The organism is Enterobacter sp. E12 (assembly GCF_014596715.2).
GTDB classification, from domain to species: Bacteria; Pseudomonadota; Gammaproteobacteria; order Enterobacterales; family Enterobacteriaceae; genus Enterobacter; species Enterobacter bugandensis.
The window spans coordinates 4,563,203-4,577,500 of sequence record NZ_CP115601.1; the positions used below are offsets into that span (position 1 = coordinate 4,563,203).

Below are 14,298 nucleotides of genomic sequence, written 5' to 3' on the forward strand. Positions count from 1 at the left end.
AAATCCGATTACCAGTCCGCATAAGGAATAAGCGGCTGCGGCGGTAAGTCCATATCGCCCTGCCAGCCTGCAGCAGAGTAGCGCACATAAATTAGCGCATGGCTTGGGGTGTAATCTTTCGCTTCCTGAATATCTACGCCCATGCCCACAAACCAGTTGGAGGTGACCCGGCGTTCGATAATTGCCCGCGCGGTATAACCCGTCCCGGAGGAGGAGCTGCCGGTTTCCATCGCGCCACGGTCGGTATAGCGGCCTGGCTCATCGGTCGGGATCAGGCTCTGGATAGGGTAACGCAGCTCGTCTTTGGTTTTGGAGTGGGACCAGGACACCGAGCCACCCAGCTCCCAGGACCAGTTTTCCGTACGCTTACGCCAGGTCACCGGCAGCGCGAAGGAAACATACTCCTGCGGGCTGTAGTAGCCGCCCTGACCGAGGGAATAGCCGCTCAGATCCTTATCGTAGTGCCAGAGCATATTGGAGACGCCGACCGTCAGGCGCTCGTTGTTTTTATTAATAAGCTTGTAGTAATAACCCGTCATCCAGCGGACGCGCCAGTTATCTTCCACATTTTTACCGGTCAGCGTTTCCGCGTTCAGGCTTGACCAGACGCCGTTCGCCTCGCCTTTGTCATAGCTGATACTTACCCCGCCGCCCGTCGCGCGCACGCCGCCCCAGGTGGTGCCGGTATTGGTATCTTTTTGCCCGGCGAACGCCAGCAGAGAGCTGGAGATAGGCCGACGATGGGCGTTGACGGTGTAGCCGATGGGGCCTAAATCGCTGCTGTAGCTGATACCCCCCACCACGTCGACGACGTCAAAGCCCATTGGCGTGGTACCAATATCCATCGCCCAGGTTTTATTCTGCCAGCCAACGGCGACGCTGGCGCCGCTGTCGCTCTGGCTGGTGTTGCCGCTACACGGCGTGTCGTAGCAGGTTCCCCATTTAGGGTCGTAGGTTCCGTTATTGTTATCAAAGGTGCCAGCGTCCATGTTGACCAGATCGCTTCTGAAGAACATGCGCCCGTCAGAGAGCGGGGCGTCCACCTGGAGCATGGTGGTATGCGCTTTCAGGTCGGAATAGCCGCCCGTGCCGCTGGAGCCCCAGTAGTCGTGCTGGAGCGTGACGTTAACATCCTGCTGACGGTACAAATCACCGGCGTCACTGCGCACGCCGCGCTTCAGCCAGTCATCTTTTTCATCGTTACGCGTCAGACGGGTGAAACTGTCATTGTCCACCGGACGCGTCGTGGTGATGCCGGACGACACCATCGCATCTTTATACGTCTCCAGCGCCTGCTGCGGCTGGCCGTTTTGCGTCTGGAAGCGGGCAGCATCACGCAGCACCAGCGCGCTTTCCATGGAGGCGGGCTGTGATTTAGCCTGCGGAATGATTTTGCTGAAGGTCTGTTCTGCGGCAGCGGAATCGCCCAGACCTGCCTGCGCCATCGCGATCCGGCGCTGCATATTGAGCGACAGCGGCTGGCCGTTTTGCGCGGCGGGCAGTTTCGCGAGCTCTGCACGGGCGGCATCTTTGTTACCTTCCGCGCTGTAAATTTCGGTCAAACCGAGGATCGCGTCTTCGTTCTGCGGCTCACGCTGCAGGACGGCGCTGTACGTCGTTTTCGCCGCGTTCAGATCGCCACGCTGCTGCGCCCAGTCCGCCAGCGTCAGGTCGATGCGGGTGGAGGCAGGCTGCTGACGCAGAAGATTTTCCGCCTCCTGCTCTTTGCCGCTGTCGCGCAGGCGGTTGGCGGTTTCCAGCACCTGATTGCTTTGCAGACGGTCGGCAAGTTCCTGAATGTTGCCGTTCCACTGGCTGCGCGGCAGGGTATTCAGATGCGCCAGCGCGGCCCGGTCCTGATCGTTTCCGGACAGGTAGAGCCCGTTGGCATACACCTGCTCCGGGTCAGACGGTTTCTGGCTGGCAAGCTGGCGCATCAGGGTATCCGCCTGGCTGCGCTGGCCCGCGCTGTAGAGATCGCGCGAGAGACGATAGGTTATCCAGACGTCACCGGGCGAGAGTGCCAGACGGCGACGCTGAATTTCTGCCGCCTGAGCGTATTTCCCCTGACTCTCCAGCTGTTCTGCCTGGGCGGAAAGCTGCTCGTTAGTCAGGCTACGCTCAATATCATCAATACTCCGGCGCTGGCTGGCAGAGAGCGACTGGATAAACTGCGAGGCTTTCTCCGGGGACTGCGCGCGGTAAACATTGGCAAGGCCGCGAACCGCATTGCTGTTGCTGCTGTCCATACGTAACGCCTGGCGGTAATAACGCTCCGCCGCGTCGTTATCTTTACGCGCCGCAGCGGCATCTCCCAGCCCCAGCACCGCATAGCTGTCGGTGTTGTCGACGTTGCGCGCCTGCTGATAGTAACGCTCCGCCTGCGCCGGGTTATTCGCCTTCAGCGCCGCATCCCCCTGCTGGATCAGCAGCCAGTAGCGGTTAACCTTCAGCAAGCTGTCCCATTTACCGCGGTTATCGCTCTGCGGATCGAGGGCAATCGCCTTTTCAAACTGTGCCACCGCGCGGGCGCGATCGCCTTTCTGGGAATAGGCCTGCCCCAGAGCCCCCACCGCTTCACTGTCGGCATGGTTGGCGCTGACGGCTTTTTGCAGCTCCGCCACCGCCTTACTCCCCTGCCCGGCATCCACCGCCGCCAGCCCTTCCGCTTTCGCGCGGAACGCCGGGTCAGCGAGCTGCTTTTGCTGCGCCTCAAGCTGGGCGCGCGCCGCCGCGACGCTATCGCCGTCGCTGAAGACGGTCAGGTATTTTTGCAGCGCGGTGACGCTGGCGCTGCTGGCAGGCTGGTCTTTGATCTGCTCATACCACATGTCAGAGGCCTGGCCGCGGCCGCCGGTGGATTTAGCCATCTCCTGCAGCACCGCAAAGCCTTCATCACGGCGTCCGCTCTGGAACAGAAGCTGGGCCAGCGTCGTCTGGAGCTGGGTATTCCCGGGGCTGCTGCTGTTTATTTTTTTCAGTTGGTTGATGGCCGAAGCGCGACGGGCAGGATCTTTCGCCACCACATTCCAGTATTCCGTCGCCACGTCGCCGCCCGGCGGGTTGCCGTCAAAGAGCTTGTCATAGGCGGCAATCGCCTCCTGCGTGTGCCCTGTCGTAGCGAGTAAGCGCGCCTGCTGAAGCTGCTGGCGGCCATCCGGGGTGGAAAGCAGCATGGTATTGCGTGAGGACTGGTACGCGCCGGAGTCAGGGGCGATCCCCTTCAGGCGGTCCAGCTCTTTTTGCGCTCCGGCGTTATCGCCCTGGCGCAGCAGGTAGCGAAAGCGGGCGGCAATGACGTCAGGGTTGTTCGGATCGATCAGCTCAAGACGGTAGAGCGACTGACGAACCAAATCCTCACGATGGGTCGATTCGCCCAGCCGAACCTGCTCCAGCAGCTGTTTCTGCTGCGGAGAGTTAACGGCCTGCGCCAGCGGCATCAGTGCCAGCCCAAGCGATAGAGTGAGTAGATTTACTGTGAACTTGCGCATTCCTGGCCCCAATCCGGTATTAATTCACCCTTAGCGGTGAAGCGAAAACGATGCTGATCCCATCCCTGACCAAAAAGAGTCAATACATAGCTGTAGTAGGCATTGTCATCGGGAAAATGATCTGCCACGCGCTGGCGCTGAACCGCCTGGGCATCGCGCTGCTGTAAAAACGGCAGCATCGCGGCAGAGAACCCGACCGGGCCATTGCCGGTGTGTTTACCCGTCGCCACATCCACTTTCTCCGGCGGCACGCCCTGTTTAATTGTCTTTGCCGCCATCGGCTGGAAGCGCGTCAGCAGCCGGGCTTTTTGAGGATCTTTATCGCTCATCATGCCCACCCAAAGATAGACACGGATGGCGTCATAGCCCCCTTCCAGCGTTTTATCCTGCTGTAGCTGCCAGCCTTTGTTTTTCTGATACTGCACCCAGTTCGGCGAGAATCCCTTCGGCGCGCTTTCCAGCAGCAGCCGCAGATTGGTTTCACGCAGCGTGGTCCACGGTGCACCGTAGCGGGTGAAATAGCTCGCTAACTGTGGAGGAAGGTAGCTGGGGTTAAAGCGCCAGGCGTTTTCTTCGGCAAAACCGACTTTACCGGGAAGCAGCATTGAGCCGAGCCCCGGCACTTTCACCACTTCCTCGCTGGCAATGCGTTTTAGCAGTGCCTTGCCCGTTTGGGTATAGTCCGGGTCTTTCCATAACCGGCCCGCTTCGAGCAGCGACCAGGCAATCCAGACATCGGCATCTGAGGCGGAGTTGGTATCAATCACTCCCCAGTTTTCTTTGTCTTTCTGTCCCCAGAGCCAGGCGGGTAGACGATCGTTGAGATTGCCGCTGGCGAGGTTATCGCGCGTCCACGTCAGCAGCTGGTCAAACGCCTTGCGATCGTTAGCGGCCAGGGCAAAGAACAACGCATAGCTTTGCCCTTCCGACGTTGTAATTTTACGCGTGTCGCTCGGATCGATGACGCGCCCGCCCTCGCTGATGTAATCCTTTTTAAACTGCTCCCAGGCAGGCCAGGTACAGGCGGCGCGAAGAGGGATCGCCGCCAGCATCAACGCTGCGACTACACACCAGCGAAAGGCTTTCATCACGTCTTACTCATCCGGGTTAAGGCGACGACGGCTGATGATGCGCAGCAGACGCCACAGCACCCATGCCAGCAAGACCACGCTGACCGCAGCCAGGATGGCGAGCAGAACCGGATGGTTCGACAGCGCATACCACAGGCGCTCGAACCACGGCAGATGGCCGACGTAATATACATCACCCACGCGCAGGCTGTTGACGCCGGACTCGCGAATCACCGACACAGAACCAAACATCGCGGCACGTTTGCCGCTGTCGTTCATCGCGGTATTCAGCAGCTCATAGCCACGCGGGCTGTCCGCCAGCAGGGCTATCACGCTACGCTGATCGTTGTAAGGAGACTGGAAGCCCACCACCGCAGCCATCGCCCCCTGAGAGGTTACGGCCGTCTGCGCGCTGGCCTTACGGTCGTTCACGTCCGGCATAATGCTTGGGAACTCGGTCTGGCGAAGCGGCGTGTTAACCCACGACTCGGTGGCTTTCACCAGCAGGTCGATACGTTTTTCATCCTTCAGCTTGTCCGGGATGGTGCCGATCACCATGATATCCGCATCTTTGTTCTGGATCTGACTGCCATCGTCCGTCAACGTGACGTTAACTGCCGGTAATCCGGTTTGCGCGCCTACGGTTGCCATGGTGTCGAGCAGGGTCGTCACCTGGCCTTCGTTTGGCGCTTTTGGCATCACCACAATGGATTCAGAGAGATCGGCCATGCGGCTGAACGGGAAACCCGCGTTAGCAAAGGCACGCAGATCCGGCATCGCCAGGAAATGGTAGTACTTCGAGAAGTCGATGGTCGACTCATCGCCGATCACAACGTGGTTTTGTACCGGCTGGAAGGTGATGCAGTTATCCACCGAACCGCCAGGCATAGGGTTCATGTACTGGAAATCAAAACGCAGCTGGTTGATCGCGCCAAGCTTCAGCGCCGGAATAGAGACGTCCGTTTTTCCGTCCAGCAGCCCCTGCAGCACCGGCAGGCGGAGCATCAGACGGTTGGTGTCCTGGGTACTTTGCAGGCTGAACGATTGCAGGAACTGGTTGTTCAGGCTGATATCCATGCGCGAGCTGTCTTTCGTCGCCGGCGCGGTATAGCGGTAGTTGAGATTGATATCAATGCCGTTGGTGCGAAGCAAGTACAGATCCGGCGGCAGGTTCAGCGACAGGCTAATCGGCGATGGCTCAAGGCCGGAGGCCTGCAGCTGCTCTTCATAGGTTTTCAGTTCACCAAACGTCACGGCGCGGTCGGTACGCACCCAGTTTGGCGCGTCATAAGGTTTACGCGCCAGTAGCGGCTTAACTTCGTCCACCACCACGCTGTTGCCGCGGAAAAGGACGTTGCCCTGAGCAATCGCCTTCGCGGCCTGGACCAGATCTTTATTATCACGACCAAAGACCACCAGCAGCTTCACGTACGGGTTATCAGGGTGACTTACCATCTCAATGGTTGGCGCTTTGACTTCCGGGTGGTCGCGCAGGAAGCCCGGACGCTTCGCGTTGGTTGCAAAGACAATCGCGTTCCTGTCCGGCATTTTGTCATACATTACCGGGAAGTTCTGACCGCGCCAGCCGGAGCGGGAGCCAAACCAGGAGGCCACAATGGTCGCCGCCAGCTGCTCGGTTACGTCAGGGGACGATGCAAACACCATCGGCAGCGTGAGCGGACGGTTATCACGCGGGTCGAAGAACGGAACCGGGAACGCCGACAGATCGTTTTTCAGCGCCAGCGGCTGGTAGGTCATCTGCAGCGAGGAGTTACGCCCGACGTCCAGCCACAGCGTGTTGCTGGCGGGGTTTTCGCAGACATCGCGGTAGTGACCAACAAACTCCAGACGGATACGGTTAAAGTCGGTGATGAACAGCGGGTTAATCGGCACCTGCGCCTGTGTTTTCTTACCCAGCTGCTCTTTGGTCACCGGCAGAACGTCCATCAGTTCATCGTTCAGGTAGACCTTCAGCTGAGACTGCGTCGGCAGCAGGGATGGCGACGGGGTGTATTCAAGGTTCAGTACCGCATTTGAAACAACCTCATCGCTGCGCATACCAAATTCAATGCTGCCGTTAGGGTTGACGCCGCGCAGCACCATGCTGCCCGGCGGCGGCGCAATTTGCGCGAAGGTCAGCTTCACGTCCCGCGACGGCACATTATCCGCGACAACGGGCGCATTAGCCCCCCGCACGCCCGGCATCACCTGCCCGATGACCGGATTCTCGACCGGCAGGGTGTTCCCCTCCGTTGGCTGGTTCGGAATGATGTTTTCTGTTTGACCGGGTGCCGCCGTAACAACCGGATCGGTTGCCTGCGCGACGACAGGTACCGTCGGCGCAGGCGTCGCCGCTGCGTTACCGGGTGCTGCGTTAGCCATTGTTGCGGGAAGTGCACTCACTCCCATTGCCACTGCACATAACCAGGAAAGTTTTGTTTTCATCGCGTTATCATCATTGTTGAGCCATAACCGGGTCCGCCTGCTTCGTCTCATCCCGCTCGGGACGACGAGGAATGAACGACACGACCCAGGAAACCAGCGAAGTAAGTGACCGGAAAATTAATTTCACCGACGACGGGGCAAATTCTGCAAGGTGACGATAGCCACGGAACCCCAGCTTCAGAATATCCAGCAGGCTTTCCAGAGGTTTATCTTCCGGGAAGCTGTCCTGCCAGAGAGCCCATGTATCCGCACGGGCAAACGTACACTGCACAAAATCAATGTGTTGCTTTTTGGTCAACGGCATCAGCTGCAGACCCACTTCACTGCCTGCCACACGCACAACCTGCGTCGGGAAGACATACTCCTGCTGACCGCGCTTAAGCAGCAGGTTAACCTTCTGCCCTTCCAGGACTTTCGCCTGGCCGTTGATTTTGATCCCCAGGCCACCGTCAGAGAAGTCGTGCACCGTACAGGAGAAGAGGTGACCATCTTCACGGGCGATCGCCGCAGGCATGCAGATTTCAACGCGATGCGCGCGACGAACCTGTTTACTCTCTACCGATACCGCCACCGCGCCGCCGAGGATAATCAGGTTGTAGAACACCCAGGCCATACTTACAAAGACGGTCAGGATTTCGTTTTCCGGGCCGTAGAAGTAGCGCCAGATACCGGCGATCACGCCGACAATATTCAACAGCACGAGGAAGATATACGGGCGGGAGATCACCCAGTCGACGTACTCTTCTTCCACCAGACCGCCCTTCGCGGTGACGTTGAATTTCCCTTTGTGCGGGTTAATCAGCGCGACCATCGTCGGCGGCGCGATGTACCACGCCAGCACCGTTTCGTAGATTTCACTCCAGAAGGAGTGCCGGTATTTGCCCTGAATCTTCGAGTTCGTCAGGCTCGCGTGGATCATGTGCGGCAGAACGAACAGCGCAATCATCAGCGCGGGGGCGTAAATGATATAGGCGTGAAGGAGCAGGAACGCCAGCGGCGCGGTCAGGAAGATCAACCGCGGGATGCCGGACAAGAAGTGGAACATGGCGTTGACGTAGCAGAGACGTTGAGCCAGCTTGAGCCCTTTGCCTATCAGCGGGTTATCGAGGCGGAAAATCTGCACCATGCCGCGCGCCCAGCGAATACGCTGACCAATGTGCGCGGAGAGTGATTCCGTCGCCAGACCGGCGGCCTGAGGGATACGCATATAGGCAGAGGTATAGCCCCGACGGTGCAGGCGCAGCGAGGTATGCGCATCTTCCGTTACCGTTTCAACGGCTATTCCGCCAATTTCATCCAGCGGCTTACGGCGGATAACCGCGCAGGAGCCGCAGAAGAAGGTGGCATCCCACATGTCGTTCCCGTCCTGCACCAGCCCATAGAACAGCGTGCCTTCGTTCGGGGTTTTGCGGAAGCGGCCAAGGTTACGTTCAAACGGGTCCGGCGAGAAGAAGTGGTGCGGCGTCTGCATCATCGCCAGCTCTTTCTCTTTCAGGAACCAGCCCATGGTCATCTGCAGGAACGAGCGCGTCGGCACGTGGTCACAGTCAAAAATCGAGACGAACTCCCCGGAGGCATACTTCAGGGCGTTGTTGATGTTCCCCGCCTTAGCGTGTTCATGCGTCGGGCGGGCGATGTACTCAACGCCGACCTCCTCCGCGAACTGGCGAAACGCCGGACGGTTACCGTCATCCAGGATCCAGACTTTGAGCTTATCTTTCGGCCAGTCGATGCCCAGCGCGGCATAGATGGTGTTTTTCACCACGCTCAGGTCTTCGTTGTAGGTCGGGACGAAGAGATCGACGGTCGGCCACTGCGTGGTGTCTTTAGGCAGCGGAACCGGCTGGCGGTTGAGCGGCCAGATCACCTGGAAATAGCCTAGCACCAGCACAATCCACGCGTAGGTCTCAGCAAAAAGCAGCACCAGACCACACACCAGGCTGACCGGGTCGTCCCAGTTCAGCGTTGAGGTGTAACGCCACCAGATGTAGCGGCAGGAAACCGTCAGCGACAGCACAATCAGCATCAGCGCCGAGAAACGGCCCGGAATACGACGAACCAGCAACGCCACGCCCCACAGCAGGATCAGGAAGATGAACTGCGCCAAGGGGTTGAAAGGTTGCGTAATACAGACCAGCGCCAGAATGAGCGAGAACACGACAATCACGCCGAGAATAAAACGCCGCAAGCCTGGGTGGAGATGCCCAAGCTCTTTATGGTTATCCAGATGGCTGGTCTTATCGCTGACGCTAGCGGGCAGTTTATCCAGCCACTGGTGATAGTGTTCACGTAACTGCTGTATGCGGGAATAGCTGCGCCAGTGCGGCGTTATTTTCTCCGTTCGGGATGACGATATTGCCAGCCAGACGGCCTGAATAAGATAGCGCGCCGGATCCAAAGGCCGTGGTCGGTCGGGGTTAATGTGTGGGTATAATTCGCCGTGACGCGCACGGATGCGCTGCCAGCGCGGGTGCTCGAGTGGAATGAACGTCCAGGCCAGAATCAGCCAGAAACAGCCGAGCGCGGCGCTGAATGCCGGAGCACCATGCCGGCGAAAGTGCCGGTAATGGTCGCTCAAACGCGAACTGACCGGCGGGATAAGAAGCCAGCTGGCGAGTCGACTCATACCGAACTCCCAGCAGGCTCCGCCTTGCTGGCGAAGTTCAGCAGACACCAGTTCGCCAACGTCAGGATCTCTTCTGCTGCCAGCGAGTCGCTGCGGTATTCGCCCAGCGGCTGCTTGGAGGCGAGGCATTCCGCCATCCCCTCATCCCGATGAATCACAATGGGAAGCAGGCGGCGCTGGCTTTGCAGCCACACCTGATAGAGATCGTCCTGGATTTGGCTACCGATACGTAAATCGTTAATCAGGAGGTGCGCGTTCTGAGGCAGTCCCTGCTGATGCAGGCGAATATGGCAGTTCGCATCGACGTTCACCACGGAAAGTACATGATCGCACTGGGCGATGAGCTGCCGGGTCAGCGTCCCGGCGCCGTGCGGCAGATCCAGGAGGATCCACTGGTAGTGCCCCTTTTCTTTCAGGCTCTGCAGCGCAAGCGTGAACTGCGAAAACAGACGCTGATAGGCGGCTTCATTCTCGCGTTCTGTGGTGGTCAGTTGGCCAAAAGGCAGTAAATCCAGCTGGGAGGTATAGCGTAGCCCCGCATCCCGCCAGTCTTTGTCATCAAGCAGCGCGCGGGCCCAGCCCTCTTCGCGAGTGAAATCGACGTTGAACGACATACGCAGCAAATTATCGGCGCAGGCGTCAATCACCAGCACCGATTCACCTAAAAGCTGTAATGACCACGCCAGCGCCGCGGTAACAGATGTGGTACCCACACCGCCACGGACGCCCTGTAATCCGAGTATGGCCATCAATGGCTCCCTTAATGTTGATGGGCGAATTCAGCTAATAACGGCCAGCGTTTAATAGCAGCAGCCAACTGTTCCCGCTGGGAAATATCGGTGTAATCTATTTCAGGTAGAGAAAAGGCCTGCGCCAGCGCCAGAAAATCGTTTTGGAATGTGTAACCCAGAGTCGAGTCGACTGGGGTTGCAGGTTCGTTATTATCCATTCTTATTCCATCCCTTTGAGGAAAATCGCACGCTCGGAAGTTGCAGGGCATCCTGCCCTGACAAATTTCATTTACATGCTAAATCTGATGTTCTTTAATTTCAATGTTAGGTTTATTTCTACGCTTTCGCTAGTAAACTGAGATACAGGCAAATTAGACGAAAAGAGGGACATCGTGGACTCCATATTTTCTATTGGCATCCAGTCATTATGGGACGAATTGAGCCACATGCCAGTCGGTGGAGTCTGGTGGATTAATACGGATCGTAATGAAGACGCTATCAGCCTGGTAAACCAGACAATTGCCGCTCAGGATAAGGATTCCCGCGTGGCCGTCATTAGCATGGGTGAAGAGCCGAAGAAAATAATTACGCTCGAAAGCGACAGCGGCCCCCAGAAAGTACGTTTGTTTTCTATGTCAGCGGAAGCGGATAGTCTATACTTTTTGTCCCGCGACGTTCAGTGCTCTATAGATCCGGATCACTATTTAGTGATTCTTAAATGTGCAAATAACATACTGCAAAATATTCCTGCTGAAAAACTGCTGTCGTGGCTGGAAAAAATCAATAAATGGGTAAAGTTTCAAAATTGCACGCTATTGGTCGTCAACCCCGGCAGTAATAATGACAAGCTGTTCTCACTTTTGATGGGCGAATATCGCTCCCTGTTCGGACTGGCAAGTCTTCGTGACCAGGCAGGCAGCTATCTCTACGATATTGCCTTCTGGTGCAATGAAAAGGGCGTGAGCGCCAGGCAACAGCTGACTCTTAAACATATTGAGGGAAAATGGCACCTGGCACAGCAGGAAGAAACCGTGGTGCAGCCGCGCAGCGATGAAAAGCGCATCCTGAGCCATATTGCGGTTTTAGAGGGCGCGCCCGCGCTTTCGGAAAACTGGACACTGTTTGAGTCTAACGAAGCGCTTTTTCATGAAGCCCGCACCACCCAGGCAGCCACCCTCGTTTTCTCGTTGATGCAGAATAATCAGATTGAAACGCTGGCGAGACAAATTCACACCCTGCGCCGCCAGCGCGGCAGCGCGTTAAAAATTGTGGTGCGCGAAAATAATACCAGCCTGCGTGCTACCGATGAGCGTCTGCTTCTGGGCTGCGGGGCAAATATGGTTATCCCCTGGAATGCGCCACTGTCACGCTGCCTGACGCTTATTGAAAGCGTTCAGGGCCAGCAGTTCAGCCGCCATGTACCGGAAGATATCTCCACGCTGCTCTCCATGACCCAGCCGATGAAGCTGCGTGGCTACCAGAAATGGGATACGTTCTGCGATGCCGTCGGCAACATGATGAGCAACACGTTACTTCCGGCGGACGGGAAAGGGGTTATGGTTGCCCTGCGGCCGGTCCCGGGCATTCGCGTTGAGCAGGCGCTCACCCTGTGTCGCCCGAACCGTACAGGGGACATCATGACCATTGGCGACAATCGCCTGGTGCTATTTTTGTCGTTTTGCCGGGTCAACGATCTTGATACCGCGCTTAACCACATCTTCCCCCTGCCTACCGGGGATATTTTCTCGAACCGTATGATTTGGTTCGAAGATAATGCTATCAGCGCAGAGCTGGTGCAAATGCGCGCTCTCCAGCCTGAACAATGGGTTAAACCGCTCGCAATCACGAGCGATGTAAAACCGATCCTCAATGCCAGACATGACGGACATGTATGGCGTCGGGTTCCGGAACCCCTTCGCTTATTAACTGAGAACGGGGAGAACGCACCATCATGAATATCAGCGATATCATCCAACTGGTCGTATTCTGCGCGCTGATCTTTTTCCCGCTTGGCTACTATGCACGCCATTCCATACGCCGTATCCGTGATACGGCCAGAGTGATGTTTGTAAAACCTCGCTATGTAAAACCAGCCGGAACACTGACACGGGCATCACACGTCAAGGCAGACCGTAAACATGACTAATTCTTCCTATACCGCTTCGTCACCCTCGCCGCTCTGGCAATACTGGCGCGGCCTTTCCGGCTGGAACTTCTACTTTCTGGTGAAGTTTGGCCTGCTTTGGGCAGGTTATCTGAATTTCCATCCCCTGCTTAACCTGGTGTTTATGGCCTTCCTGCTGATGCCTCTGCCGAACATCAGGCTGCATCGTTTACGCCATTGGGTGGCCATCCCCATCGGCTTTGCGCTGTTCTGGCACGATACCTGGCTGCCTGGTCCGGAAAGCATAATGAGCCAGGGATCGCAGGTCGCGGGCTTCAGCGCAGACTATATGCTTGACCTGGTTGAGCGTTTCATTAACTGGCAGATGATTGGCGCCGTCTTTGTCCTGCTGGTTGCCTGGCTGTTCCTGTCTCAGTGGATCCGCGTCACGGTGTTTGTCGTCGCCATTATGATCTGGCTTAACGTGCTTACGCTGGCGGGGCCAAGCTTTTCGCTGTGGCCTGCCGGCCAGCCGACGACAACGGTAACCACGACGGGAGGAAGCGCAGCGGCTACCGTTACAACGGCAGGCGATACGCCGGTGGTGGGCGATATTCCAACGCAGACTGCACCGCCGACCTCCACCAATCTTAATGCCTGGCTCTCCAGCTTCTATACCGCTGAAGATAAGCGACAGACGAAATTCCCGGATGCGCTGCCAGCCGATGCACAGCCGTTTGAGCTGCTGGTGATTAACATCTGTTCCCTCTCCTGGGCCGACGTGGATGCCGCCGGTTTGATGTCTCACCCGCTGTGGTCCCACTTTGACATCCAGTTTAAAGATTTTAACTCTGCCACCTCATACAGCGGCCCGGCGGCAATCCGCCTGCTGCGAGCAAGCTGCGGTCAGGCATCGCATAAAAACCTGTATCAGCCCGCTGGCAACCAGTGTTATTTATTCGATAATCTCGCGAAGCTGGGCTTTACGCAGCACCTGATGCTGGGGCATAACGGTCAGTTCGGTAACTTCCTGAAAGAGGTACGTGAACAGGGAGGCATGCAGGCGCCACTGATGGATCAAACCGGTCTTCCCGTTACGCTGCTGGGCTTCGATGGCTCGCCGGTTTATGACGATACCGCCGTGCTGCAGCGCTGGCTGCAGACCATCGAAAAAGACAGTAATCCGCGCAGTGCAACGTTCTATAACACCCTGCCGCTTCACGACGGTAACCATTTCCCGGGGGTGAGTAAAACGGCGGATTACAAAGTGCGGGCGCAGAAATTCTTCGACGAGCTGGACGCGTTCTTCACGGAGCTGGAAAAATCTGGCCGTAAAGTGATGGTGGTCGTGGTACCTGAGCACGGTGGCGCGCTGAAAGGCGACAGAATGCAGGTATCCGGCCTGCGCGATATCCCAAGCCCGTCCATTACCAACGTGCCTGCAGGCATTAAATTCTTTGGTATGAAGGCACCGCACCAGGGGGCACCAATTGAGATTACCCAGCCAAGCAGCTATCTGGCGATTTCAGAACTGGTTGCCCGCGCCGTTGACGGGAAGCTGTTTGTGGAAGATAGCGTGAACTGGGATCAGCTCACCAGCAACCTGCCGCAAACGGCTGAAGTCTCCGAGAACGCCAACGCGGTGGTGATTCAGTATCAGAACAAACCGTACGTTCGCCTGAACGGCGGGGACTGGGTACCGTATCCGCAGTAACTGATTTCCCCCTCTTCCCACAGGGGAGAGGGGATAGTCAGTGCGTCATTATTGCGCTGAAATCCACACCCGCATTTTCAGACTTTCCGAATCGTCGTCTTTAGAGGTGATTTCGGG

9 protein-coding genes are annotated in these 14,298 nt (G+C 57.3%); 3 read left to right on the forward strand and 6 right to left on the reverse strand.

Features of this window, described 5'->3' with window-relative positions; all coding sequences use genetic code 11:
• Window positions 1-8: 8 nt before the first annotated feature.
• From bcsC to bcsR, 6 genes are read right to left on the reverse strand one after another with little or no spacing between them, the layout of a single operon-like run.
• Window positions 9-3,491 (reverse strand): cellulose synthase complex outer membrane protein BcsC, encoded by a 3,483-nt coding sequence (gene bcsC / locus IB212_RS21880; protein ID WP_041911851.1) that lies wholly within the window; start codon window positions 3,489-3,491, stop codon window positions 9-11.
• Window positions 3,473-4,579 carry a cellulose synthase complex periplasmic endoglucanase BcsZ gene (bcsZ, locus tag IB212_RS21885; RefSeq protein WP_041911850.1) on the reverse strand — a complete coding sequence of 369 codons (1,107 nt, stop codon included), beginning with the start codon at window positions 4,577-4,579 and terminating at the stop codon, window positions 3,473-3,475. Before bcsZ ends, bcsC begins: the two co-directional genes overlap by 19 nt.
• Before the next feature lie 6 nt (window positions 4,580-4,585).
• On the reverse strand, window positions 4,586-7,006 hold the full coding sequence (gene bcsB / locus IB212_RS21890; protein ID WP_041911849.1) for a cellulose biosynthesis cyclic di-GMP-binding regulatory protein BcsB: 2,421 nt from the start codon (window positions 7,004-7,006) through the stop codon (window positions 4,586-4,588).
• A 10-nt stretch (window positions 7,007-7,016) separates the two neighbouring features.
• Entirely contained in the window at window positions 7,017-9,632 is a 2,616-nt protein-coding gene (gene bcsA, locus IB212_RS21895; RefSeq protein ID WP_041911848.1) for a UDP-forming cellulose synthase catalytic subunit, read from the reverse strand.
• Window positions 9,629-10,381 carry a cellulose biosynthesis protein BcsQ gene (gene bcsQ / locus IB212_RS21900; protein ID WP_028014760.1) on the reverse strand — a complete coding sequence of 251 codons (753 nt, stop codon included), beginning with the start codon at window positions 10,379-10,381 and terminating at the stop codon, window positions 9,629-9,631. The genes bcsA and bcsQ overlap by 4 nt, the downstream gene beginning before the upstream one ends.
• Before the next feature lie 11 nt (window positions 10,382-10,392).
• A complete protein-coding gene (gene bcsR / locus IB212_RS21905) occupies window positions 10,393-10,581 on the reverse strand; it encodes a cellulose biosynthesis protein BcsR (RefSeq protein WP_028014761.1) in 189 nt (62 codons plus the stop codon).
• Window positions 10,582-10,755: 174 nt separating this feature from the next.
• On the opposite strand from bcsR, the gene bcsE reads away from it, so the two are divergent.
• Genes bcsE through bcsG form a run of 3 tightly spaced genes read left to right on the forward strand, consistent with a single transcriptional unit; the run spans window position 10,756 to window position 14,181 of the window.
• On the forward strand, window positions 10,756-12,318 hold the full coding sequence (bcsE, locus tag IB212_RS21910; protein WP_041911847.1) for a cellulose biosynthesis c-di-GMP-binding protein BcsE: 1,563 nt from the start codon (window positions 10,756-10,758) through the stop codon (window positions 12,316-12,318).
• Window positions 12,315-12,509, forward strand: a complete 195-nt coding sequence (gene bcsF / locus IB212_RS21915; protein ID WP_072201618.1) for a cellulose biosynthesis protein BcsF — start codon at window positions 12,315-12,317, stop codon at window positions 12,507-12,509. The genes bcsE and bcsF overlap by 4 nt, the downstream gene beginning before the upstream one ends.
• Complete coding sequence (bcsG, locus tag IB212_RS21920; protein ID WP_028014764.1) at window positions 12,502-14,181, forward strand: cellulose biosynthesis protein BcsG; 1,680 nt, start codon at window positions 12,502-12,504, stop codon at window positions 14,179-14,181. Before bcsF ends, bcsG begins: the two co-directional genes overlap by 8 nt.
• Window positions 14,182-14,298 lie beyond the last annotated feature (117 nt).